The 25648-nt window shown below is 62.1% G+C and carries 18 protein-coding genes and 1 riboswitch; of the genes, 7 read left to right on the top strand and 11 right to left on the bottom strand.

Annotated elements, in window-relative coordinates; genetic code table 11:
- Positions 1-67 precede the first annotated feature (67 nt).
- A complete protein-coding gene (locus E9677_RS21595) occupies positions 68-6154 on the top strand; it encodes an apolipoprotein A-IV repeat region-like domain-containing protein (RefSeq protein ID WP_136560129.1) in 6087 nt (2028 codons plus the stop codon).
- 111 nt (positions 6155-6265) lie between these two features.
- Here E9677_RS21595 and E9677_RS21590 read toward each other — a convergent pair whose 3' ends face one another.
- The 5 genes from E9677_RS21590 to E9677_RS21570 all read right to left on the bottom strand — a co-directional run bounded on the left by E9677_RS21590 (position 6266) and on the right by E9677_RS21570 (position 11300).
- Positions 6266-6868: an ABC-type transport auxiliary lipoprotein family protein gene (locus E9677_RS21590; RefSeq protein WP_168801306.1), complete on the bottom strand. Its 603-nt coding sequence runs from the start codon at positions 6866-6868 to the stop codon at positions 6266-6268.
- Positions 6869-6927: 59 nt separating this feature from the next.
- Positions 6928-8301 carry an MlaD family protein gene (locus tag E9677_RS21585; protein ID WP_136560127.1) on the bottom strand — a complete coding sequence of 458 codons (1374 nt, stop codon included), beginning with the start codon at positions 8299-8301 and terminating at the stop codon, positions 6928-6930.
- A gap of 3 nt (positions 8302-8304) precedes the next feature.
- A complete protein-coding gene (locus tag E9677_RS21580; RefSeq protein ID WP_136560126.1) occupies positions 8305-9114 on the bottom strand; it encodes an ABC transporter ATP-binding protein in 810 nt (269 codons plus the stop codon).
- 10 nt (positions 9115-9124) lie between these two features.
- A complete protein-coding gene (locus E9677_RS21575) occupies positions 9125-10276 on the bottom strand; it encodes an ABC transporter permease (protein ID WP_136560125.1) in 1152 nt (383 codons plus the stop codon).
- 172 nt (positions 10277-10448) lie between these two features.
- Positions 10449-11300 (bottom strand): UDP-2,3-diacylglucosamine diphosphatase, encoded by an 852-nt coding sequence (locus tag E9677_RS21570; protein WP_136560124.1) that lies wholly within the window; start codon positions 11298-11300, stop codon positions 10449-10451.
- 201 nt (positions 11301-11501) lie between these two features.
- Between E9677_RS21570 and E9677_RS21565 the strand changes: the two genes are divergently transcribed.
- The 4 genes from E9677_RS21565 to E9677_RS21550 all read left to right on the top strand — a co-directional run bounded on the left by E9677_RS21565 (position 11502) and on the right by E9677_RS21550 (position 16606).
- Positions 11502-13817: an NADP-dependent malic enzyme gene (locus E9677_RS21565; protein ID WP_136560123.1), complete on the top strand. Its 2316-nt coding sequence runs from the start codon at positions 11502-11504 to the stop codon at positions 13815-13817.
- A 142-nt stretch (positions 13818-13959) separates the two neighbouring features.
- Positions 13960-14649 (top strand): helix-turn-helix transcriptional regulator, encoded by a 690-nt coding sequence (locus E9677_RS21560; RefSeq protein ID WP_168801293.1) that lies wholly within the window; start codon positions 13960-13962, stop codon positions 14647-14649.
- A 122-nt stretch (positions 14650-14771) separates the two neighbouring features.
- Positions 14772-15413: an acyl-homoserine-lactone synthase gene (locus E9677_RS21555; protein ID WP_136560121.1), complete on the top strand. Its 642-nt coding sequence runs from the start codon at positions 14772-14774 to the stop codon at positions 15411-15413.
- A gap of 134 nt (positions 15414-15547) precedes the next feature.
- The gene (locus E9677_RS21550) at positions 15548-16606 is read left to right on the top strand and encodes a DUF2865 domain-containing protein (RefSeq protein ID WP_168801292.1); all 1059 of its coding nucleotides are present in this window, start codon (positions 15548-15550) and stop codon (positions 16604-16606) included.
- Here E9677_RS21550 and bluB read toward each other — a convergent pair.
- From bluB to E9677_RS21530, 4 genes are all read right to left on the bottom strand, one after another.
- Positions 16563-17300 (bottom strand): 5,6-dimethylbenzimidazole synthase, encoded by a 738-nt coding sequence (gene bluB, locus E9677_RS21545; protein ID WP_136560119.1) that lies wholly within the window; start codon positions 17298-17300, stop codon positions 16563-16565. The genes E9677_RS21550 and bluB overlap by 44 nt on opposite strands.
- A gap of 41 nt (positions 17301-17341) precedes the next feature.
- Positions 17342-17530: riboswitch (cobalamin riboswitch) on the bottom strand.
- Between the two features lie 38 nt (positions 17531-17568).
- Positions 17569-18405 carry a TolB family protein gene (locus E9677_RS21540; protein WP_136560318.1) on the bottom strand — a complete coding sequence of 279 codons (837 nt, stop codon included), beginning with the start codon at positions 18403-18405 and terminating at the stop codon, positions 17569-17571.
- 19 nt (positions 18406-18424) lie between these two features.
- Positions 18425-18766, bottom strand: a complete 342-nt coding sequence (locus E9677_RS21535; RefSeq protein WP_136560118.1) for a hypothetical protein — start codon at positions 18764-18766, stop codon at positions 18425-18427.
- Positions 18763-20445, bottom strand: coding sequence for an NAD+ synthase (locus E9677_RS21530; protein ID WP_136560116.1), 1683 nt, complete (start codon positions 20443-20445; stop codon positions 18763-18765). The genes E9677_RS21535 and E9677_RS21530 overlap by 4 nt, the downstream gene beginning before the upstream one ends.
- Before the next feature lie 199 nt (positions 20446-20644).
- On the opposite strand from E9677_RS21530, the gene E9677_RS21525 reads away from it, so the two are divergent.
- Together E9677_RS21525 and E9677_RS21520 are read left to right on the top strand one after the other, a co-directional pair.
- Positions 20645-22582 (top strand): LTA synthase family protein, encoded by a 1938-nt coding sequence (locus E9677_RS21525; protein ID WP_235883065.1) that lies wholly within the window; start codon positions 20645-20647, stop codon positions 22580-22582.
- Between the two features lie 171 nt (positions 22583-22753).
- Complete coding sequence (locus E9677_RS21520; RefSeq protein WP_235883064.1) at positions 22754-23677, top strand: hypothetical protein; 924 nt, start codon at positions 22754-22756, stop codon at positions 23675-23677.
- Between the two features lie 6 nt (positions 23678-23683).
- Here the strand turns inward: E9677_RS21520 and E9677_RS21515 are convergent, their stop codons facing one another.
- Entirely contained in the window at positions 23684-24082 is a 399-nt protein-coding gene (locus E9677_RS21515) for a GFA family protein (RefSeq protein ID WP_136560114.1), read from the bottom strand.
- Between the two features lie 79 nt (positions 24083-24161).
- On the bottom strand, positions 24162-25538 hold the full coding sequence (locus E9677_RS21510) for a class II 3-deoxy-7-phosphoheptulonate synthase (protein ID WP_136560113.1): 1377 nt from the start codon (positions 25536-25538) through the stop codon (positions 24162-24164).
- Between the last annotated feature and the right edge of the window lie 110 nt (positions 25539-25648).

The following is a 25648-nucleotide window of genomic DNA, read 5'->3' as shown; positions in this document are numbered from 1 at the left end:
AAGCGATGAGCGGCATCGTGGTTTTTGTCAGCCCCACCGAGAGTAAGCGGTAACGAGGCGTAACCCTATGGCGAACAACAAGACCGACTCGATTGACGAGAACGCGTTCCAGGCTCTCGAGGCGGCCCTGAGCATCGATTTCGACGGTGAAGAAGCCGCCGCGCCCGGCAAGGCACGGTCCAAAGCTCACGCCCCGGAGGCACCCTTGTCAGACAGTACCCCGCGTTCCGCCTCGAAGAAGACGATTGAGCGTCGTTCCACCCGCGCTGGCGAACTCAATCCCGAACCGGCGCCCAAGGCCCCGGCCTTCTCTCCCGCCAATGACGGTTCGCGCCGCACGCCGACGGCCATCCTGAAAACGCTGGACGGCGCCTCGCTGACCTCGGCCCTGCGCAATGCCGCCATCGTGTCGGGACTGTGGGTACTCGGCGCTCTGGGCCTGACCCAGCTTCTTTACGGCAGCGCTCTCTGGCAGGCCCCCTCGGTCGCCGAGATCGTCGCCATGCCTGGCGTCGTTGCCATCTTTATCGGCACCTTCCTGCCGATCATGCTCTTCTTCGCCTTCGCGATCATGATGGCCCGCGCGCACGACCTGCGCAACGCGGCCCGCTCCATGGCGGAAGTCGCGCTGCGCCTCGCCGAGCCAGAAACCATCGCTTCCGAACGCATCATGACCGTCGGCCAGGCGGTGCGCCGCGAAGTCTCGGCAATGAACGAAGGTATCGAGCGCACCATTGCCCGCGCCACGGAACTCGAGACACTCGTTCATTCCGAGGTGACCGCGCTGGAGCGCAGCTATACCGACAACGAACTGCGCGTCCGCGGTCTCGTCCACGAACTGGGTGCCGAGCGCGATGCCATCGTCAACCACGCAGAGCGCATCCGCTCCTCCATCGTCGGCGCCCATGAGCAGCTGAAGGAAGAATTGTCGCTGGCGACCGAAGAGATTTCGGTTCGCCTGCAGACGTCGGGTGAAGCTTTCGCCTCGATGATCGACATGCGTGCCGCAACGATCATGGAGAAATCCGACGCGGCCGTCACGGCCCTCGGCTCCCTTCTCGCCCATAAGACCGAAAACATGGTGCAGACGCTGGCTGCGTCAGGCATGTCGCTCTCCAGCGAATTCGACACCCAGCTCCAGTCGCTGACCTCGACACTCGGCCAGCGCGGTCGCGAACTGCTCGGCGAGTTCGAAACCCGCGCCTCCACGCTCGACGCCAATACCGAAAAGCTGAACGCGGCCCTGAACGAGCGGGCGCGTCAGCTCAACGAAACCCTGGTCGAGCGCACCCGCGACATCGCTGAAACCCTCAAGGGCAGCGAGACGTCGATCACCTTGTCGCTCGACGATGTTCTCTCCCGTCTCAACCTGTCGCTGGACGAGCGCGGCCGCGGCTTCCGCCAGAGCCTTCAGGCAAGCGCCGACGATGCGATCGTCGATCTCGACCTGCGCTCGGGCCTCTTCGAAGACCGGTTCCAGACGACGATCGGCCAGATCAACGCGACCTTCGACCAGCGTGTCGCGGAGTTTGCGAGCGCCTTCGACCAGCGCTCGGGCTCGCTCGATTCGAAGCTGATGGAGAGCCTCGCCCGCATCAACGAAACGGTAAACGGCGGCACGGATTCCATCAACGGAATCCTGAACTCCAGCATCGAGCGCCTCGGCTCGACGCTGACAGACCAGTCGCTGGCTCTCGCGATGGCCTTGAGCACCAGCCAGGAAATGCTCGACAGCTCGATGTCCGACCGCGCGCAGGAAATCGCGGATGCCATGTCCGCCCGCGCAGCCGCACTGACGGAGAGTCTCGAAAGCGCCCAGACGCGCATCGATCAAGTCATGGAAGAGCGCAGCGGTGCCCTCTACAATGCCTTGACCGACAATCAGTCTCGCTTCGAACAGACGCTGTCGAGCCGTGCCGAGCACATCGTCAACGCGCTCGACGCCAACCAGGATCGCTTCGCCGAAACGCTCGACGTCAAGGCGCGCGGCATCGCGACGCTCGTGGAGGGCCAGAGCGACCAGCTGATCGACGCCCTGAACACCAAGAGCCTCGAACTCGATCTGACGCTGACCGCGCGCACACAGGACCTCTCGGAGACCCTGAACGACAGCCAGCGCCGGATCGACGAAACGCTGAACCAGCGCGCGGCCGCCATCATCGAGACCGTCGCCGATGCCGACCGCCGCATCGACGCCGCCTTCGCCGAAAAGGCTGAAACGATCCGCAACGCCTATGGTGACAACCAGGAGCGTCTGGAACTGTCGCTGGCAAGCCACACCTCCTACCTCACCTCGACACTGGAAGATGCAACCGGCGAAATCGAACGCAGCCTTGGCCAGTCGTCCGGCCGCATCGCCGAGACGGTTGCGACAGGCCTTGCCGACATCGAGGACAAGCTCGGAAACAATCAGCAGCGTCTGGAGCTTTCGCTGGCAAGCCACACGTCCTATCTCGCCTCGACGCTAGAAGACGCGACCGGCGAGATCGAGCGCAGCCTCGGCCAGACATCGGGCCGGATCGCAGAAACGGTCGCCACCGGCATTTCCGACCTCGGAGATAAGCTCGGCGGCAGCGAACAGCGCCTCGACAGCCTGCTCACGGCAGCCTCGAGCACCATTTCGAATACGCTGGAAGACAATGCGGCCCGTATCGCAAACACGTTGAAATCCGGCGTGGACGATATCGATGGCCGGATTTCCGAGACCAACGCCACGCTGAGAAACAGCCTGGAAACGGCGACCAGCGCGCTGGCGACCACCCTCGGTGAGAACACGGACCGCATCTCGCAAACTATAGACACTGGTGTCGCCGCGATCGACGATCGCTTGGTCGGCACCCATGAGCGGATCCGCGCGACACTCGACGACCGCACCCAGGCCATTACCGCGTCCATCGGCGATGCCCGCAACGCGCTGGAAACCACGCTCGGCGAACACGCCACCTCGATCGGCGCTTCGGTCGCGGCAAGCACCGGCATGCTCGAAATGAGCCTCGAAGATCATGAGGAAAGCCTGCGCAAGGCCATCGACGACAGCAGCCGCGCGCTCGACGAGCGACTGCGCGGCACGGCCGGTGCCCTAACCGATCAGATCCGTGAAGCGGCCGACGATATCACCCGCTCGGCGCACGGCTTCTCGGGCACAGTCGAGCAGTCCGTCTCCGGCATGACCAGCCGCCTGGACGAAACCAGCACCCGCATCGAACAGAGCCTCGGCACGCTGGAAGATCGCCTTCGCAATGGCCTCGACGGTGTCGACGCCCGCGTCAACGACGCCGGCGAGAAATTCGCCGCCCGCCTCGACGATAAGGTATCGAGCATCGAACGCGTCGGCAGCGAGGCGAGCATGCGCGTCGCCCAGGTCCTGGACGAAGGCGTCAGCCGGGTCGCCGAAACCTTCGACAGCCGCACCCCGGTGATCGAAGAGCGTCTGGCCACCATGGACCGCGCCCTGAACATCGGCCTTGAGAACGTCAACCGCACCATCGAAGGCAAGGCTGCGGGCCTCGCCACCGCCCTGCGCAGCGCCGTCACCGACGCTGCCCGCGACCTCGATGCCGAGGCTCAGCGCTCAGTAGATCGCCTGGCGGCTACCACCTCGCAGTTTGCGGAGCAGATCGGCGAACGAAGCGCCGAACTCAACCGCACGGTAGAGGAACGTTCCGAAGACCTCGCGCGGCGTATCACCGACACCCAGAACCGCCTCGCCGGACAGGCTGCGACAATCGCCGAAACCTTCTCGCAGGCCGGCGATGTTATCAGCAACAAGGTGAACCAAGCAGAAGCCCTTGTCAGCGCCCAGGTGGCCAACCTTTCTGGCACCCTCGGCGAAGTGAGCACCACGCTGGAACAGCGCGCGGCCGCAATTCGTGAGGCAATCTCCGGCAATACTCAGGAACTCGCCACTGCCATGAACGCGGCAGAAAAGGCACTCGAGGCCCGCGGCAATTCCATCCGCGACGCGATTTCCGGCAATACGCAGGAACTGGCCGTCACCATGAATGCGGTCGAGAAGGCCCTCGAAGCGCGCGGCAATTCGATCCGCTCGGTGCTGGACGACCGCACCCGTGAGCTGAACTCGATGCTCTCGACCCGTTCGGCGGAACTCTCGCGCCTGATCGACGAGAAGGCAGCCCCTGTCGTTGCCGCCTATGCCGAGACCGGCCGAGCCGCCGCAGAGCAGATCACGGCCGCTGCCGAACAGAGCGCCGAGCGCCTGCGCAGCGAAAACGCCGCTCTGGTCGACGCGATCAGCCAGCGCACGGATCGTGCCGTTGCGACCCTGGGTACAGCGGAGCAGAACCTCGTTGCCAGCGCCTCGCAGCTCATCGAGCGCCTCGGCGACAGCAATGCCGGCCTCTCCTCGATGATCGATCAGGCCGTCCACAGCATCGGCTCGCTCGACAGCCGCCTTGGCGCCACGGCCAACCGCTTCAACGAGACGGCCACCCAGGCGACCGACATGCTGTCGACCTCCAACCGCCTGCTGGACGACAAGCTCGGCCGCCTCACCGCCGTCTCCGGCGAGACGCTGCAGCAGGTCTCCTCGATTGTCAGCCGCTTCGGCGACCACACCCTGGTTCTCGGCAAGGCCTCCGAACTTCTGTCGGCGGCTCAGTCCAACCTCGTCGGCACGCTCGAAGAGCGCCAGCAGGCGCTACGCGATCTCTCCATCGGCCTCGTCAAGCGCTCGGAAGAGATCGAGACGACGATGCAGGGGCTCGGCAAGATGGTCGAGACCGCATTCGACCGCGCCGAGCAGCGCTCCGGCCAGATGACCGGCAACCTGCGCCAGAGCGTCCAGGCCTCGTTCACCGACATCGGCCAGATCCTCGGTGAGACGGAAAAGCGCGCCCAGTCCACGGCGGCCAACATGCGCGAAAGCGTTCATGCTTCCTTCGCCGATATCGGACAGATCCTCGGCGAAACGGAAAAGCGGGCACAGTCGACAGCTGCCAACATGCGCAATAGCGTCCAGGCGTCCTTCGCCGATATCGGACAGGTTCTCGGTGATACCGAGAAGAAGGCGCAGACCACCGCGATCAACATGCGCAATGCGCTGCTCTCCGCCGAACAGGAAGCGCAGGCCTCGATCGACAAGACGCTCACCGAAGCCGAAAAGCGGTCCGGTGAGCTCGCCAACCGTCTGCGCGGTGGCCTTGCTGTCTCGCTCAGTGACATCGACCACCTGCTCGGCGAAGCCGGCCGCAAGTCCGAAGGTGCGGCTGCCGCCCTTCGCGACGCTATGCAGGCCGCAGTCAACGAGGCCGTCACCCGCTTTGCCGGCGCAACCGACGAGATCCGCCGCTCGGCTGTCGATATCCGCAAGGAACTCGATATGACCCGCAACGAGCTGAAGCGTGGCGCCTTCGACCTGCCCGAGGAAGCCAAGGAAAGTGCGGCTCAAATGCGCCGCGCCGTATCCGAGCAGATCAAGGCGCTGCAGGACATCTCGCAGCTCGTCGGCCGCACCAGCCAGACGCTTGAAATCTCCGAGCCTGTCGCACGACGGCTGGCGGAAGCCCAGCCCGAACCGGCACGTCGCCAGCCAGCCGCTCCGCAGCCGCAGCCACAGCTCCGCCAGACCGAAAACCTGGCCCTGCGCGGAAGCCTTGGTGCAACCGAGCCCTACAGCCAGTCGACGGCCGCCACAACGCGCGCCGAAGGCGGCGGCTGGATCAGCGATCTCCTGCGGGGCGCATCGCGTGAAGAACCCCAGGAAACGGCCCCCGCCCGTCCGGCGCCGTCTCCGCAGCGACCAGTGGCGGAAAGCCAGCCGGCACGCCAGGGCGACACCCGCAATCCGCGCCACATGGTCGAATCGCTGAACTCGCTCTCGGTCGACATCGCCCGTGCGATCGACCACGACGCCTCGGTCGATCTATGGCGCCGTTACCAGCGTGGCGAGCGTGACGTCTTCACTCGCCGGCTCTACACGCTGAAGGGCCAGCAGACCTTCGACGAGATCAAACGCAAGTATGACCGCGAGCCGGAATTCCGCGTCGCCGTCGATCGCTACATTGCTGATTTCGAGAAGCTGCTGGCAGACGTGGCTCGCACAGATCGCGACAAGTCGATCACCCAGTCCTACCTGACCTCCGACACGGGCAAGGTCTACACCATGCTCGCCCACGCGGCCGGCCGTTTCAGCTGATGATTTGATCGGAGCCGGTTACCCGGCTCCCCCATAGACGAAAGAAAACCCCGGATCGCTGCGGCGATCCGGGGTTTTGTTTTGGCTGGACTGAAGAAGACTTGAGCGCGTTCAGATCGACTGCAACGTCCAGGCCACGATATCGCCGGTCACGCGGGCGAAGGCCTGATCGAGCGCCGCCACATAGGCCGCATTGTCCGAACCGGATGCAGGCGCTTCAGCGCGAAACACACGCTGTGCCCTGACGGTGCCATTCCGGTCGTTGAGCAACTTCGCCGAAATCTCGACCACGCCGCGATCGGCACCTTCGGCCGACACCTCGAAGGCACGCACATCCGTAATCAGCTGGAAGTCGATCGCCAGCCCCTGCCCCGGCCGACCGACGCCGCCGAGACGTCCGGTATTCTCGAAGGCCTCCACGAGCTTGGACTGGACGACACGCGTCAGGCGGTCGCTCCACTGCGACTGCGACAGATATTGGATCTCTGCGCCGGAGACACGCACGAGGATCTGCTCGCTGTCGAGCGCCTTCAGCGCCGACGGATCGGCGACGAGCAGCTGTCGGTTGCGCGCACTGGCGGAGGTCGTGACATCACTCGCGGAAGCCGTGAGGTCGAACGTATCATTGACGGCCTTGGACCCACATGCAGCAAGGCCCAGGCCGAGGCTCGGCACAAGCACCGAAGTCAGAAGCAGCCGTCGAAGCTTGCCCATCTCTGTGGACCCGTTGACGCCGATCCTGTGCATTCTCTCGTCCTTTTCGATGGTTCTCGTCATCGGCGTGTCCGTCCGTCGAATTCCTTCACCGTGTCGCCACCGAAGAGGAGGCGCTGCGGGTCCTGGTCGAAATTGGTGATCGCGTCATTCAAGCCTCGCACGGTCTGGCGCGTGTCGTTGACGAGGGTCTGGATGTCACGCAGCCCGGTGGCGGAGAAGCGCTGGAAATTCTCGGCAATCGGTCCGATGCGGGCATTGACGTTTTCTGCTGCCAGCCGGATCGATTCGAGTGTGCGACGGGCCTCGACACTGAGCGAATTGGCGTCGCCTGAGCCGAGGAAGCTGTCGACCTTCTGCAGAATACCGTCCACCTGGGTGGAAGCATTGTTCAGGCGATTGGCAAGCTGGGTGAAGTCGTCGATGGCCTTGTCGATGTCGTCCCGACGTCCTGTGATGCTGTCAGCGAGTTCACGGAACCCAGAGATCGCCTGGCGGGCATCTGCAGAGGCCACCGACGCATCGTCAACCACTTGACCAACCTTCTGGCTATCGACCGCATCGATGAGTGCCGAAACCTTCTGCAGGGTCTGGTCGGCATTGGTGCCGAAGCGTTGGAACGTGTCTGCCGTTTCGCGGAAGCTGTCGATCGCCGGGCCGATGCGGCCCGAAGCGTCGGCAAAGCTCGCTGTCGCCCGTTCCGTATTGCTGAGGATCTGGTCGATCTTTTCGGAATTGAGCGCCCTGAACAGGTCCTCGGCCGCCGCCAGCGTCGTATCGAGACGCCCGGAAAGGCCGGAAACGGAATCGGAGAGCGAACTGACGCTCTTCAGGAATTCGTCGATCCCCTTTGCATTGTCCGCCAGCGACTTCGAGAAGGTCTCGGCGTTGCGAACGGTGTTCGTCAACGGCGCGCGTGCGTCAGCGATGAAGCCCTGGAGTTCGGCCACCGCACCATCGGCACGCTGCAGGATCCGGTCGGCCGTGGTCAGGAGATTGGTGACGCTGGATTGGTCGGCAGTCAGAATGGCGGGCTCACCGGTGTCGATAGCGCGCGCCAGAATAGGCTCTCCCGATCCCGGACCACCGCCCGAAAGCTCGATATAGGCAGCACCCGTCAGCCCTTGGATTTCAAGGATTGCCTTCGTACCCGAAGTTACAGGCGCATCTGCACGGACCTCCGTGAAGGCCACCGAGAAATTCGGGTCCTCATTGTCGATATAGAGATTTCGGACCGAACCGACCGATATGCCGTTGAAGCGCACCGGCGAACCGATGCTGAGGCCGTTGGCAGAACCTGGAATGCGGATGGCGAGCGGCGCCATCTCGCCGCCTCTGCCATATTCGGCCATCCAATAGACGAACCCAAAGGCGGCTCCGATGACCATCATCGTGAAAAAACCGACTATGGCGTAATTGGCTTTGGTTTCCATGGCTTACTCTACCGGATGTCCGGCGGAATTCTCCGCCCGAGGAATGGAACGGGCACGCTTGCCCTTGAAATAGGATTGAACCCACGCATCATCGAAGGCGAGCATCTCGTCCAGCGTCCCCTCTACCAGTACCCGCTTCTGCCCGAGCACCGCGATACGGTCGCAGACGGAGAACAGGCTGTCGAGATCGTGGGTGACCATATAGACCGTCAATCCGAGTGTATCGCGCAATTGTGCGATCAGTTCATCGAACTCGGCAGCCCCGATCGGGTCGAGGCCGGATGTCGGTTCGTCGAGGAAGACGAGATCGGGATCGAGCGCAAGCGCCCGCGCAAGCGCCGCGCGCTTGATCATGCCGCCCGAGAGTTCGGACGGATATTTGTCTGCAGCATCGGGATGGAGGCCGACCAGCTCGATCTTGAGATAGGCGAGTTCGTCCATCAGCCATTGCGGCAGATCCAGGTATTCACGCATCGGCAGCTGGATATTCTCCTTCACGGTCAGCGAAGAAAATAGGGCGCCGTGCTGGAAAAGAACCCCCAGGCGGGTATCGAGCGCCGTGCGCTTAACCTCATCCACCGTGTCGTAGTCAGAACCGAGGATCTGGATGGTGCCAGACCGACGCGGCAAAAGCCGCAAGACGGTGCGCATGAGAACGGACTTGCCCGCGCCTGAAGCGCCGACGAAACCGAGAATTTCGCCGCGATAAATGTCGAGATTGAGCTTGTCGAGCACGATTTTGTCGCCGAAGCCGACCGTCAGGTCCTTCACCGAAAGAATGGTCTCGCGCTCGCCGGAGGGTCTCTGGTTCATCCCGCCCTCCTCAGAAATCGATGGCTGCGTAGAACATGGCAAAGAGCCCGTCCACGAGGATGACGACGAAGATCGATTTGACCACCGAGGCCGTGACGTGGCGGCCAAGAGACTCGGCGCTTCCGCCGACCTTCATACCCTCCACGGCCGCAATGATCCCGATGATCAGCGCCATGAAGGGTGCCTTGATCATACCGGTCGCAAGCGTCGAGTAATCGACGGCCTCGTGCAGGCGAGTAATGAAGACATCGAAGGTGATGCCGGAATAGGCCCAGACAACGACGGCCGCCCCATAGAGAGCGGCAAAGTTCGCGACGATGGTCAAAAGCGGCAAGGCGATCGTCAGCGCCACAAGCCGGGGGAAAACCAGCACGCCAATCGGATTGAGGCCGATGACCTTCAGCGCATCGATTTCCTCGCGCATCTTCATCGAGCCGATCTCGGCAGTGATCGCACTCCCAGAACGACCGGCGATCATGATCGCCGTCAGGAGCACGCCGATCTCGCGTAATTGCAGGATCCCGACGAGGTCGACGACAAAGACCTCAGCGCCGAAATAGCGAAGCTGGAACGCGCCCTGCTGGGCGATGATCGCGCCGATCAAGAAGGACATGAGCGTGATGATCGGAACCGCCCGCACACCCATGTGGTCGAGCTGGTTGACGACGGAAGCCGGCGACACGCCGGAGCCGCGACCCTGCTTGGTCTGCGCGCCACGGACCGCAGAGCCCAGAACGAACATCATCGCGACCATATCGCCCCAAAGGCTGACCGTGAGACGTCCGACCGGCTCGAAGACACGCTCGAAGCGGGTGCGGCGATCGACAGGCTTTTCCGGTGCCGTGACCTTTTCGGGAAGCGCCTCGATGAGATCCCGCATCTCGGGATGAGCACCCACGATTTCGACTGACCGCCCCTGCTCACGCCGTTCCGTCACGAAACGCCGGATCAGCCAGGCTCCGGCCGTATCCATGCCCGAGACGCCACTGAGATCGATGATGTCCGAGCGCGCGTCTTTGTCGTCGACAAGCGGGCCGGCGGATTTGATGATCGCGCTCAGACTGTTGTTTTTCCACAGCCCGACGAGCCGGATCAGCCGACCGTTGCCGTCCGGCTGATCCTCGATCTCGATGCGGGCGTTGTCAGGCTCAACCGGATTCAAAGTGGCGATTACTTCCAAATTCGCGCCGGCAAGATCCGGTTACGCAAATCACGTGACAGATAGCTGCACACTATAACCATCACCGCACGGGAAGAAATCCTTTACGGATCGTTAATTGCGCTTTTCCCGCCCGAATGCCGAAAGCGATGGCTCCTTTGCAACAGACCTTCGCTCAGGCCGCGCGGATACCGTCTTCCTCTACATCCGCAACGCCGGACGGCAGGAGGACCGGGACAAGTCTGGAAGCACGCTTCGGTGACGGGAGCTCGCTCACCTTGTGGCCCCAGGAGATCAGCTCAAGCCGACCGTCCTGATGCTCGGCGATCGCGGTGCAGCTCTCCACCCAGTCACCGGTGTTGACGTAGTGAATGCCGTCGATGTCCTCCATGACGGCATGGTGGATATGCCCGCAGATGACACCATCGACCTCCGTACGCCGTGCCTCATCGGCCACCACGCGCTGGAACTCACCGATGAAATTGACCGCATGCTTGACCTGGAGTTTCGCCCAGGCCGAGAAAGACCAGTAGGGCATGCCGAGCCGGCGGCGGACAGCAGCCAGAACAACGTTGATGGCAATTGCCGTGTCATAGGCCCAGTCACCGAGATAGGCGAGCAGCCGCGCATTGCGGACGACCACGTCGAACTCGTCGCCATGCAGGACGAGGTACTTCTTGCCGTCGGCCATCTCATGCACCATGCGCTCCGCGACCTCTATGCCGCCGAAATGCATGCCCGGAAAATCCCGCATGAACTCATCGTGATTGCCGGGGATGTAGACGATCCGCGTGCCCTTGCGCGCCTTGCGCAGCAGCTTCTGGACGACGTCGTTGCATTGCTGCGGCCAGTACCAGCTGCGCTTGAGGCGCCAGCCATCGACGATATCACCGACCAGAATGATGGTATCGGCCTCGTGCGTTCGCAGGAAATCCAGGAGGAAATCCGTCTTGGCGGCCTTCGATCCGAGATGCACGTCAGAAATGAACAGGGTCCTGAAATGGCGTGTTTCGCTTACGTCTTCCACGGCACGGTCCTCTTCGCTGTCTTGTGAGCGCTTAACCAGACTCGTGTTGCAGGAAGATGACATCGGAAGATTTGCGGTTGAAACGCGGTTCTGGCGTGTTATCCGCGCAGGCAGGGGATCACGGAACTAAAGTCTACCACTCGTGGCCAATTCGTGTATGACGGCAGGGAGTGTATGAAGACAGGAATTGCCGGTGAACCGATGACTTCTCAGGACAAAAACAAGCCGCAAGTTGCAAACCCGACCGCTGATCTCGACGAACAGGCGCTCTTCTACCACCGCTATCCCCGTCCCGGGAAACTGGAAATTCAGGCCACCAAGCCGCTCGGCAACCAGCGCGACCTGGCCCTCGCCTACTCGCCCGGCGTCGCAGCGCCCTGCCTCGCGATCAAGGACGACCCGGCCGCAGCCGACGATTACACGGCGCGCTCCAACCTGGTCGCAGTCATCTCCAACGGCACGGCTGTCCTCGGTCTCGGCAATATCGGTCCGCTCGCATCAAAGCCGGTCATGGAAGGCAAAGCCGTTCTCTTCAAGAAATTCGCCGGCATCGACGTTTTCGACATCGAAATCGATGCCCCCGGCGTCGACGACATGGTCTCGACCATTTCGGCACTGGAGCCGACCTTCGGCGGCATAAACCTCGAAGACATCAAGGCACCGGAATGTTTCCAGGTTGAGGACCAACTCCGCGCCAAGATGAACATTCCAGTCTTCCATGACGACCAGCACGGCACGGCCATCATCGTCGCGGCCGCCATCCTGAACGGGCTGGAACTCGCCGGCAAGACGATCGCAGACGTCAAGATCGTCGCCTCCGGTGCCGGTGCTGCCGCCCTTGCCTGCCTCAATCTTCTGGTGATCCTCGGCGCCAGACGCGAGAACATCTGGGTGCACGACATCGAAGGCCTCGTCTACAAGGGCCGCAACGAGCTGATGGACCCCTGGAAGGAAGTCTACGCGCAGGAAACCGACAAGCGGGCGCTCGCCGAAAGCATCGACGACGCCGACGTCTTCCTCGGCCTGTCGGCGGCTGGCGTCCTGAAGCCTGAACTTCTGGCCCGCATGGCGCCGAAGCCGCTGATCATGGCGCTCGCCAACCCGAAGCCGGAAATTATGCCGGAGGAGGCGCGCGCCGCAAGGCCCGACGCCATGATCTGCACCGGTCGCTCCGACTTTCCGAACCAGGTCAACAACGTCCTCTGCTTCCCCTATATCTTCCGCGGCGCGCTCGATTGCGGTGCGACCACGATCAATGAAGAAATGAAGATGGCCGCCGTGCGCGCCATCGCGGCCCTTGCCCGCGAGGAAGTCTCGGAAGTGGCCGCCAAGGCCTATTCAGGTGAAACCCCGACCTTCGGCCCCGATTACCTCATTCCCTCGCCCTTCGATCCGCGTCTGATCCTGCGCATTGCCCCGGCCGTCGCCAAGGCGGCAGCCGACAGCGGCGTCGCCCGTCGCCCGATCGAGGATTTCGACACCTATCTCGACCAGTTGAACCGCTTCGTATTCCGCTCCGGTTTCGTCATGAAGCCGATCTTCGCGGCCGCCAAGACGGCATCGAAAAAGCGCGTGATCTTCGCAGAGGGCGAAGACGAACGCGTGCTGCGCGCCGCTCAGGTCCTCCTTGAGGACGGCATCGGCGAACCGATCCTGATCGGTCGTCCGCAGATCATCGAGACCCGTCTCCAGCGCTACGGCCTGCGCATCAGGCCGGGCGTCGACTTCCAGCTAGTCAATCCCGAGGACGATCCGCGCTACCGCGAATATGTCGATGATTATTTCGCGCTGGTCGGCCGCGCCGGCATCAACCCGGAAGCCGCCCGCACCATCGTGCGCACCAATACCACGGTCATCGGCGCACTCGCCGTCAAGCGTGGTGAAGCGGACGCCCTGATCTGTGGCGTCGAAGGCCGCTTTGACCGCCATGTCCGCGACGTTCGCCAGATCATCGGCAAGCGCGCAGGCGTGCGCGACTTCTCGGGCCTCAGCCTGCTGATCTCGCAGCGCGGAGCCATCTTCTTCACCGACACCTTCGTCACGGACGACCCATGTGCCGAGGAAATCGCCGAGATGACCATGCTGGCAGCGCAGGAAATCCGCCGCTTCGGCATAGCGCCCAAGGCAGCTTTGCTGTCGCATTCCAACTTTGGCTCCCGCCCATCACCCAGCGCGTCGAAGATGCGCCAGGCGCTGGAGATCATTCGTACCGCGGCACCCGATCTCGAAGTGGACGGTGAGATGCAGGGTGGCTCGGCTCTTTCGGAAGTGCTGCGCAAGCGCGCCATGCCGGAGAGCACGCTGACCGGTGAGGCAAACCTTCTGGTCTTCCCGAACCTCGATGCGGCGAACATCTCGCTCGGGATCATGCGGACCATGATGGATGCCCTGCATGTCGGGCCGATCCTGCTCGGAGCCGCCATGCCTGCACATGTCCTGTCTACTTCGGTTACATCGCGCGGCGTCGTCAACATGGCAGCTCTCGCGGTAGTCGAGGCATCGCAACCGGCGAACTGACGCAGGCTCCAACCGGGGCGGGCCTATCCGCCGCCAGGTGCCGCGAAATTTGCCATCTGGACAAGTCAAAGCTGCAACCCCGACACTGCCTCCCCTGGAAAGCTGGGGGCGGCGGATGGTTCAATCGGGGGCATATTTCGATTTGTTGGATTGGTTGGACAGGCGGGAGACACGCGATCCCCCGGCATTCCTCGCCCGGCTGCAGGAAGCCTATCGGACGGGGCCAATTACCTATCTCGATGCTGTCGTCAGCAATGGACGCCTCCGCCCGCAGCACATATTGCACAGCCAGCGGCGCAACACGCAGCAGATCGCACGCAGCCTTCATGGCAAACCGGCCATGGAGCAGCTGCTGAGGGTGTTTTCGACGCTGGAACCCGTCCAGCTCTTCTCTTGGGACGGCACCGAGCGTGGCGGCGACTTGCTCCTGGGATATCCGTTACCAGCCGTTCCCGGCCGCCACAGCTGCCTTCTCGTGGAAACTGCAACCACTGCAGAGGAAATCGCGACCTGGCGTCGCGTCTATGATCGCGACTTCCTCAGCCTCGGCGCCATCTTCAACGCCCGAATTGCCCGATCCCACCGCCTCGACCCCAGCGGGATGGCCCGCAAACATCCGCTGACCCGTCGTGAGCGCGAGACATTGGCCTGGATCGCTGCCGGAAAGAGCTATTGGGAGACGGCGGTCATCCTCGGAATATCGGAACGCACGATCCGCCACTTCATGGCGAACGCCCGTCAGAAGCTCGACGTCGTCAACAATGCCCAGGCCGTCGCGGAAGCTGCCTGGAGGGATCTGATCCCCCGTCTTGCAGAGCGCCAGACGCCGTAAACCGAGCTGAACCCGTTACTATATCACAGATTGCAATCATAAAACTGGACGCCACCGCCAGTTTCAGAAGGCCTTGCTGAACCGCATCTTGCCGGCTCCATCCCTCAAAGAAGGATAAGCCCATGATCAGGATCATCAACGGCACACGTCGAAACCAGTTCGCCCCGGACATCGACGCCATGCACAGGCTGCGAAAAAAGGTCTTTCACGACCTGCTGGGCTGGGACGTCCAGGTTCGCAACGCCTGGGAGATCGACGACTACGATCGGGCCAATCCGCTCTACGTCCTTTCCTACGGTGAGGCGGGGCGGTTGCGTGGCTCGCTCCGTCTCTTGCCGACACTCGGACCCAACATGCTCGACGACACGTTTCCGGTCCTGCTCGGCGACGGCCCACAAATCCGCAGTGCCGAGATCTGGGAATCGAGCCGTTTCTGCATCGATCCGGAAATCTCGCAGGACCGCGCCAGCAACCAAGTGACCATTGCAGCCGCGGAACTCATGTGCGGCGTCGGTGAATTGGGCCTCGCCTCCGGCCTCAGCCATATCGTGACCGTGACCGATGTTTTCCTGGAGCGCATGTTCAAGCGCATGGGCTGCCCGGGCATGCGGCTCGGCAAGGCGAAGCGCATCGGGCTCGTGCAAGCGGTCGCGGTTTCCTGGGAGGTCTCCCAGGACTTGCTCGACCGCATGAAGGCAATAGCTGCGATCGAGGGCAGCGTGCTGGAGCACCCGATGACGCTCACTGCGGCCCAGGCCGCCTGACCGGCGCACGGCGGTCGCGGCACGGCAAACCGCGACCGCCAACTCATCTGTCATTTTACTTTGGGTGCCGCTCCGCTATCTTACAGGCGATCAGGGTTGTCTTGTCCCTGCAAGCGACAACGGAAATGCAAGTTTTGCCGAGCAGCAAAGTCAGTTCCATCACGATGCTCGTCGTTCTGGGCAGCCTGTTGCCAACCGCAGCAAACGCTTCGGCGCTGTGCGAGCGGCTGCGCGATCGCCTGGTCCTCGTTCAAGAGGGCGGCACCTCGCCCGAAATCAACAGCTATGCGAGTGCAATCGCGCAGCAAAACCTCGAACTGCGCAAGGCACGTCAGGACCAGCGGCGGCTCCGCTGCCTGACCTCTTCCATCGTCCAGATCCGCCCCGATGGCGGCAATGACTGCGGCAAACTTGCGACGGCGATTTCCCGCATGGAAGCGAACCGCGACATACTCGCGGCGAGGCTGTCGGATCTTCGTGAGAGCCGCGTGGCCGATGCGCGCGCGGCTCTGGTGACCGCCCTCGAAGCCAATGGCTGCGACCCAGACGGAATGGCCTATCCGGAAGAAGCGGAACGCATCCCCTATCTCGATAGCTTGCAAGAGCCCTATCGTCCGGACCGGGAAGCGGAAGCGGCCTATTCCGACGAGCCGCCCCAGATTGGGTTTATGCCCACTGGCAATGTACGCACGCTTTGCGTCCGCACCTGTGACGGTGGTTTCTTTCCCATATCCTCTCAGACATCGGCGATGAATTTCGGGCGGGATGCAGCCCAATGCCAGCAGATGTGTCCGGGCACGGAGACCGAACTCTTTTTCCACGCGCCCGAACGCAGCGAGACCGTTGACATGGTCTCGGCGGTCACCGGCAGACCGTATCGCGACCTGCCCAACGCCTTTCTCTACCGCAATCGCCGAACGGGTACGGAGCCGACTTGCAGCTGCAACATGCAGCAATATTACCAGCGCATGACCCCACGCCCGGCGGTTCCCGACTACCAGTCGTCCATCATGAATGTCGGCCCGAAAACGAAGCCGCCGGTCCCGATGGCCACTCCTCCCGCTCCAGAGCGCGATCTGGACGAGGCGAGCCTGAGCGTGCGCCGGGTCGGCCCGGCTTTTCTGCCTCAGGACAAGGGCACGATAGACCTCAGGAACCCTGCGGCGCCGGGCCCGCAACCGCTGCAGGAGTGACAGGTTCGGTGGCTTGAGCGCCCCAATGCTCCTCGAAGATGAGGTCATCGAGCGCCAGACGCTGGCGCCATCCCTTCACCTCGAGTTCTGGCGCCGAGTAGAGTTCATCGACAAATCCGAGGCAGAGGTAACCGATGATCTGCACACGGTCTGGAATGCCGAGAATGACCTTCAGCTCCGCCTCGTGAAAGATGCTGACCCAGCCGAGGCCGACGCCTTCAGCCCGCGCCGCAAGCCAGAGGTTCTGGATCGCGCAGACCGTCGAGAAGGCATCCATTCGCGGATCATGGGTGCGCCCGAGAACCACCGGCCCAGCTCGATCCGGATCACAGGTGATACAGATGTTGAGCGGCGCCTTTCGGATCCCTTCGAGCTTCAGCGCGCGATAGGTGCCTCGGCGCTGTTCCGGAAACATCTGCTCGGCCTCGGCATTCGCCCGGGCGAATGCCTGCCACACCGCAGCACGCTTCTCAGCGCTTCGGATCAGCAGGAAATTCCACGGCTGCATGAAGCCGACCGACGGTGCCGCATGGGCCGCCTCGAGCAGCCTGCGCACGAGCGCATCCGGCAATGGATCAGGAAGAAACTGGTCGCGAACGTCGCGTCGCGTATGAATGGCCCGGTAGACGGCGTCTTTGTCCTCATCGACAAAGGCTGCTGTCCGGACGAGAAACTCGTTCGGATCGTCGTGCATCGTAATCCCCACAATGCGCAACCACCCGCCGTCCGCGCGGGTTCGGTCTATCTTGCCAGGCCGGTCTTCTGACTGGGCATCATCCAGGACGCGCGCCTTCCCGGATCGCTCCAGTGGCCGGGTTTCCCCCTGCGCGTCATGTCAGCCTCACAGCGTTGGGCACGTGCCGGAATTGCGCCGGCTTCCCGATTCTCCTGCCGACGGCAGGCACCTGACAGACGATTTCTATCCTGAAGCAGCAAGCAGCGACAGGCCAAATGCGACAGCGTCAGTCCGTTGTTGGGAAGTACCGGACGAATGCGAAGGCGGAGCCGTCCGGCGACCAGTTCGGGACATTGATCGAACCCTGCCCGCCGAAAAACTCGAACAGGGTCTCGACGTTGCCGCCATCGGCATCCATCAGCCGAAGCCGGACCTGCTTGTCGCGAGGATGGCCGGATACATCGGCGTCATACGAAAGAAACAGCACCTTGCCTCCGTCCGGCGAGGGATGCGGAAACCAGTCACTATGGCCGTCGGAGGTCAGCTGCTCGAGCCCCGTGCCGTCCGTGCGCATACGCCAGATTTGCATGGTGCCGGTACGGCTGGAATTGAAATAGACCCACTGACCGTCCGGCGAATAGTCGGGACCGTCATTGTGTCCCTCGCCACAAGTGAGCCTGCGCTCGGCCCCACCCTTCGTCGAGATCGTGTAGATGTCGAAGACGCCATTCCGCTCGCCGCAATAGGCGAGTTCTGTCCCGTCCGGCGACCAACCATGCCAATAGGACGGCATGTTCGTCGTCACCTGTCGCGGCTCCTCATCTCCGTCACCGAGCATATAGATGCAGGACTTGCCGTAGAGCGTATGGTCTGAAAAGGCGATCGAGGCGCCGTCAGGCGAAATCCCGTGGTCGTTGTTGAGCCGGACGGCGAAGCCGGTGTCGATCGGCTCCGGCTCCACATCCTCTTCGTCCAGCGGCAAGGCGTACAGCAGCCCATCGCCGTTGATAACGAGAAACTCGCCGTCGCGAGACCAGTTGGGTGCCTCGACGAGGTCTTCCGTCTGCCAGACGACCTCGCTTTCGCGTGTCGTCATATCGTAGATCTCGACCGAACTGCGCATCATCGTCTCCTTGGAATTATCAATCGGCGACTGAGCGATTTTCCATCGCCTGGCGCAGTTTGGCGGCGATCGCCCGCCCCGTTCGCTCGTGGTGGCTGCCGCGCCACTCGGTGTAGAAACCCCAGGCCAGGCTGACGATCATGGTCAGGAAACCAATGCCGAGCATCTTGAAGCTTCCTTCCCACAGACCGTAACAGCCAATCGCGACGGAAGGCAGGAAGTAGGCCGCGCCCGAGAGCGTGCGATATACGCCATTGTCGTGGCTATCATCTGCCGCAACGGCAATAATATAGCTGCGCTCCGCCGCCGTGAAATCAGGCATCGGGATCCGTGACTCACTGTCCTGCATGTCCACGCTCACGCGCGATCCCGGAAACGGTTCGTGATCGGATAGCGTCGATCACGTCCGAAATTCTTCTTGGTGATCTTCACGCCCGGTGCCGATTGGCGCCGCTTGTATTCGGCGAGATAGAGCAGGTGCTCGACCCGATGCACCGTCGCGATGTCATGACCTCTTGCGACGATCTCGTCGACGCCCATTTCCTTTTCGACGAGGCATTCGAGAATATCGTCGAGCACCGGATAGGGCGGCAGAGAGTCCTGGTCCGTCTGGTTGGGTCGCAGTTCCGCAGAGGGCGCCTTGGAGAGAATGTTGGCCGGAATGACTTCACCCGAGGGCCCGAGAGCCCCCGGCGGAACATTCTCGTTGCGCCAGGCCGACAGCCCGTAGACCTGCATCTTGTAGAGGTCCTTGATCGGGTTGAAGCCGCCATTCATGTCGCCGTAAAGCGTCGCATAACCGACCGACATTTCCGACTTGTTGCCTGTTGTCACGACCATCGAGCCGAACTTGTTGGAAACGGCCATCAGGATCGTGCCGCGCGTTCGGCTCTGCAGGTTTTCTTCCGTGATGCCGCTTTCGGTGCCCTCGAACATTTCCGAGAGTGACGACAGAAAGCCTTCGACAGGATCCTGGATCGGCACGATGTCGTAATGGCAGCCCAGCGCCTTGGCGCAGGCCTCTGCGTCCGCGAAACTCTCTTCCGACGTATAGCGGTAGGGCAGCATGATCGTGCGGACGCGCTCTTCGCCGAGCGCATCGACGGCAATCGCAGCACAAATGGCGGAATCGATGCCGCCTGAGAGACCGAGCACCACGCTCTTGAAGCCATTCTTGTTCACATAGTCGCGGAAGCCCAGCACGCAGGCGCGGTAATCGGCCTCTTCCTTTTCCGGAATGCGCGACATCGGCCCCTGGTCGCAGCGCCAGCCATCAGCCGTCCGCCTCCAGGTCGAGACAAAGAGCGTTTCCTCGAACTGGCTCATCTGGAAGACCAGCATCTTGTCGACGTTGAAGGCGAAGCTCGCGCCGTCGAACACGAGTTCGTCCTGGCCGCCGAGCTGGTTGGCATAGACCATCGGAAGCCCAGTCTCGATAACCTGCCGAAGCACCACCTGATGCCGCACATCGACCTTGCCGCGATAATAGGGAGAACCATTGGGAGACAGGAGAATTTCGGCGCCGGATTCCGCCAGCGTCTCGCACACGCCGAGATCGCCCCAGATATCCTCGCAGATCGGCACGCCGATCCTGACGCCCCTGAAGTTGACGGGGCCCGGCATCTCGCCCGCATTGAACACACGCTTCTCATCGAACTCGCCGTAGTTCGGCAGGTCCACCTTATCGCGGATCGCGACGATCTTGCCGCCGTCGAGAATGGCGACCGAATTGTGCCGGCCCGTCTCACCGTGCCGGGGAAAGCCGATGATCACGCCCGGGCCACCATCGGCAGTCTCTAAGGCGAGCGCTTCCACGGCCTGGAGGCAGGTACTGAGGAAGGCCGGTTTCAAGACGAGGTCTTCCGGCGGATATCCCGAAATGAAGAGCTCCGTCAGCAGCAGCAGGTCCGCGCCCTGCCCGGCGGCCTCGGCCCGGGCTGCACGCGCCTTGGCGAGATTGCCGGTGACATCACCGACAACGGGATTGAACTGTGCCACCGCGATACGCAGGACGTCGGAGATCTTCTTTGCTTCGCTCATGACACCGATTTAGCCCCTCGCCGATCGGATCGCAACGCCGCTTCTCGGTCCCGTGTTCCGCAATGTGCACTGCCGCTAACCAATCCCCCTGGAATTGTGGGAACAAAGCTTTCTGCGCCGCGGTTCATGTAGCATTCATGACGTTTGTGTGACACCTATGCGAAGCTTTCATGACACTTGCCCCTGCCTGGAGTTCGACGTGGTCCAGACCAACCCGAAATCGCTTGTCGCGAACATATTCAACGCCTTTGGCGCGACCCGCGAACGGGACTTCGGCACCTCTTGGGCTGTTCAACTGCTCGTCCAGTCGATCAACACAGCGCTGATCGCGGCTGCGATCGTCGCTGTGAGTGAAGTCCTCGCACGCGGCACAATGGTCGACGTGGTCGAGTATATGACCTCATCGAGCCGTCCTGGCCTCGTGGCGGTGGGCATAACGTTTCTGATCCTGGTCTTTGCTGACGCCATCTTCGGCAAGGCCTATCAGTCGGCACTCTTTGTCGCGCCTCTGGCTCTATTGCCCGCTTTCTTCTCGGGACAGAAGCAGCTTTTCCTGTCGGACCCGCTTTTCCCGAGCGACCTTCTGTTCGGCCGCCAAATCATGCAGCTTCTGCCGGCGATGGTTGCGGCCGAACCCATGAAAGCTGTTGCCCTGGCCGCCGGCAGCCTCGTTTTCTGCGTGGGTTTTGTGGCGCTGATCTGGAAGAGCCGCAAGATCTTCCCGCGCCTGAACCTCACGGGCCGGGGTTTGCGTCTTGCCCTCTCCTTTCCCCTGCTCGCCGGGTTCATTTCACTGATGGACCCTATGGCCTTTTCCGCCATCCGCGATCGCCTCAACATCGTGCCGATGATGTGGGACCAGAAGGAAAACTACCGGCACAACGGCTTCCTGCTGGCATTCATCTTCAATGTGCCGATGGCGACCATCAGCGCACCTGCTGGCTACAGCAATGTCGCGATCACCGATCTGCAGACCGACCTCCTGCCCGCCTCCTTCTTCTCAGGACGCCAAGCCGACGTGATCGTGGTGATGAGCGAGTCGCTCTGGGATCCGACCAAGATGAGCAGCATCCGCTACTCGGCCGACCCCATGCCGACAATCCGCGCCGCTCGGTCCGGGCAGGTCTTCTCGCCCGAATTCGGTGGCATGACCGCAAATGTCGAGTTCGAGGCACTGACCGGCTTCTCGAATGCCTTCCTGCCCTATGGCAGCATTCCCTATCAGCAATACATCCGCCGTCCGGTCCCGTCGCTGGCAACCTTCTTTGAGTCCAAGGGCTATGTGACCAAGGCTTTCCACCCCTTCCAGGGCTGGTTCTGGAACCGCACCAATGTCTATCAATCGCTCGGCTTCCGCGAGTTCCACTCCGAGGAGAACATGCCGGCCATGGACAAGCGCGGCATCTTTGCCTCCGACGAGTCGCTGACCCGCTACATCATCAACGAAGCGGACAATACGGAGGAACCGTTCTTCTTCTTTGCCGTCACCTTGCAAGGTCATGGTCCCTACGAGCGCAACCGCTACGTAAAGAACACCATCGAGGTGGATGCGCCGACACTCTCGGACGCCAATGCCAATGCACTCGCGACCTATTCGCAGGGCGTGAAGGAAGCCGATCACAGCCTGAAGGCACTGATGGACTGGGCAAAAAAGCGGCGTCGCGAGACGATCATCGTCGTCTTTGGGGACCACCTGCCACCGTTGCATACCGTCTACACCGAGAGCGGCTACATGGCCAACGTAGTCGCGACGCGCAAGGCATCTGTTGAGACCATGAAGCGCGAGCACGAGACGCCGCTCGTCGTCTGGTCGTCCAAACGTGGCGTACAGAAGGACATTGGCTCTGTGAGCCCTTCGCAGCTGCCCTACTACATCGTCCGCATGGCCGGCTATCGCCATCCCTATTATACGGGCATGCTGGGTCGGGTCGCAGAACGCTATTCGGTCATCGACCGGCATCAACTCATCGGTCGCAACAACAAGGCTGAGGCCGACTGGGCGCTGTCCGGCCGGGTCGACCCTCTGATCCGCGACTACCGGCTGCTGCAGCACGATGTCATGTTCGGCGAGGGATACGGAATGCAGAACTTCTTCCCCGAACAGGCCAACCGTCTGCAGGCTGAACCCAGCAGCTGAGCAGCCGCGGCTTCCGATCACGATTATCCATAAACATGTTTTTGGCGGGCCTGTGCTATTGCAGCCCTCCCCATATTTGGCGTAGACTTTTTTTGTTCACCCTTTCGAACCGCTTGACGGTATTTACTGCAACTGTTCTTGGCGCCGCCGATCAGTTGGCCGAAGTCCTTGATGACATTGGAAGTTTTGAGCCGAGCTATTGCCATGCCGATGATGAAGCGTGCTGATATTGCAGCACATCCCCTTTTTCCAGCCATCGAGAAGCAGATCGCGCAGCATCTCATCGGCATCCACATGCGGACCCCGCGCATGTCCCGCCTCAAGGCTTCCCACCGCAAGTGGCTGATGACGCAGTCAGTCTTCGCGCTGGCCCTTCGCCGGACCGATAAGGATCCGCTGTCCGGGCTGACGGCAACGCGCTTCGTTGAGACCGTAATGCGTCTGGGCGCTGCCAGTCGCAATACTGCCACGGCTTACCTCAGCGAACTGGTCGCCTACAAGTTCCTGCGGGACGTGCCAGACGTGCCGGACAAGCGGGTCCGCGTTCTGGAGCCGACGAAACTCAGCCTCAATGGACTGCGCAGCTGGTTCAACGGCCACCTCGCCTGCCTCGACCGCCTCGATGGCGGCAATCGCGAAATGACGTCGCTGGCCGAGGAGAGGATCTTCCTGATCGCTCAGCCCATCGGCGCCGACATCATGGTATCGGATCCCCTCTGGCTGGAACCACCGGAATCGATCGGCCATTTCCTCTGGTCCGATCTCGGCGGCATCATCCTCCACGACCTCTTCGCGCGCCTCGACGATGTGAACCGCACCGCACCCACCATCTCCTGCGGACCCGTGACGCTGGTAGAGCTCAGCGAGACCTATCAGGTCTCCACGACAAACCTGAAACGCATGTTCAAGAAGGCCGAAACAGACGGCCTGCTCTCTTGGGAGCAACCGCGTCGCCGAGGCGAACTGCTGCTCTCCATCAGCTTTGTCGAAGACTATTTCACTTGGCAATCCGCCAAATTCGCCGCCATCGACCGATCCTACCATCAGGCGCTGGCACAGCTGGGCATCAAGACGGAAGAAGCGGCCGCCGCGTAAAGCGCATCAACTGCTGCTGGCCGAATATTGCGGCAAGCCGTCATTGATCTCGTAGAAGTCGCCCTTGTCGGCGCAATAGATGTGGTAACCACCCTTCAATCCCGTCGAATTGGGAAAGAGCCCGGCCATCAGCGAAATCCGCGGCTCGCCATCCGCCTTCCAGTAGAGCGGTGAGCCGCAGTCGCGGCAGAAGGCCCGCTCGGCGTCGGGGCTCGCCCTGTAGGCCCCGATCCTGTCGCGCCCGGTGATCTCGATCTCGCTCAGGGCAGCATCCGTTGTGGCGTAGTAAAGGCCGGTCTGCCGCCGGCATTGCGTGCAGTGGCAATAGCTGACCGGCCCGAGTTTGCCCCGAACCGTGATCGTCACCGCACCACACAGGCAGCGTCCTATCTTGTCTTCCGTCATGCTCACCTCCGAAACGAGAACCGGGCGAGCTTCGTTGAAGCCCGCCCGGTCGTCAAACTCGGAATGCTGAACTTATGTTTCAGCCGTTGGCAACCATCATGCGCTTCTCGTCGCGGCCGCTCTTCATCCGCTCGGCGAGCAGGAAGGCGAGTTCGAGTGCCTGGTCGGCATTGAGACGCGGATCGCAATGGGTGTGGTAACGATCGCCGAGATCGTTGCCGGTCACGGCGCGCGCGCCGCCGGTGCACTCGGTCACATCCTTGCCCGTCATCTCGATGTGGATGCCGCCCGGATGCGAGCCTTCGGCACGGTGAATCTGGAAGAAGCTCTCGACTTCCGACAGGATCCGCTCGAACGGACGGGTCTTGTAGTTGTTGAGCGTGATCGTGTTGCCATGCATCGGATCACAGGACCACACGACCTTGCGGCCTTCGCGCTCGACGGCGCGAATGAGACGCGGCAGGTGCTCGGCGACCTTGTCGTGGCCGAAGCGGCAGATCAGCGTCAAGCGACCGGCTTCGTTCTGCGGGTTGAGGATGTCGATGAGGTTCAACAGGTCGTCCGCCTGCAGCGAAGGGCCACACTTCAGACCGATCGGGTTCTTGATCCCGCGGCAGTATTCGAGATGCGCATGGTCCGCCTGGCGCGTGCGGTCACCGATCCAGATCATGTGGCCGGAGGTCGCGTACCAGTCGCCAGAGGTCGAATCCACACGCGTCAGTGCTTCTTCATAACCGAGAAGCAGAGCTTCATGGCTGGTGAAGAAATCGGTCTCGCGCAGGCTCGGATTGTTCTCCGAGGTAATACCCACGGCCTTCATGAAGTCCATGGTTTCGGAAATGCGGTCGGCGAGCTTGCGGTAGCGCTCGGCCTGCGGGCTATCCTTGATGAAACCGAGCATCCACTGGTGCACGTTTTCCAGGTTGGCATAACCACCCATGGCGAAGGCGCGCAGCAGGTTCAAGGTCGCGGCCGACTGGCGATAGGCCATCAGCTGGCGTTCCGGATTCGGGATCCGCGCGTCTTCGGTGAATTCGATACCGTTGATGATGTCGCCACGGTAGCTCGGCAGCTCGACGTCACCAATCTTTTCCATGTCGGAAGAGCGGGGCTTGGCGAACTGGCCGGCGATGCGCCCGACCTTCACGACGGGGAGCTGCGCGCCAAACGTCAGGACGACGGCCATCTGCAGGAAGGCACGGAAGAAGTCGCGGATGTTGTCGGCACCATGCTCGGCGAAGCTCTCGGCGCAGTCACCGCCCTGTAGCAGGAAGGCCTCGCCTTCTGCGACCTGGGCAAGCGACTTCTTCAGGCGGCGCGCCTCGCCCGCAAAAACCAGCGGCGGATAGGTCGAAAGCTGCTGCTCGGCTGCCTTCAATACGTCGAGGTCCGGATAGGCCGGAACCTGCTTGATCGGCTTCTGTCTCCAGCTGCTCGGGGTCCAATTCTGCGCCATCGTCGTCACCTGTCTCAACTAGTTGCGGCAACCTCCCGGCCGCATCGGATGGGGGCTTATAAACGGTTAATCATCGCTTGGAAAGGCGTAGTTTAGGCCCTTTGGATGGT

It is taken from the genome of Peteryoungia rhizophila (genome assembly GCF_004912145.1).
Classification (GTDB): domain Bacteria; phylum Pseudomonadota; class Alphaproteobacteria; order Rhizobiales; family Rhizobiaceae; genus Allorhizobium; species Allorhizobium rhizophilum.
The sequence above is the reverse complement of the archived record's forward strand: the minus strand, read 5'-3'. Positions and strand labels throughout refer to the sequence as shown.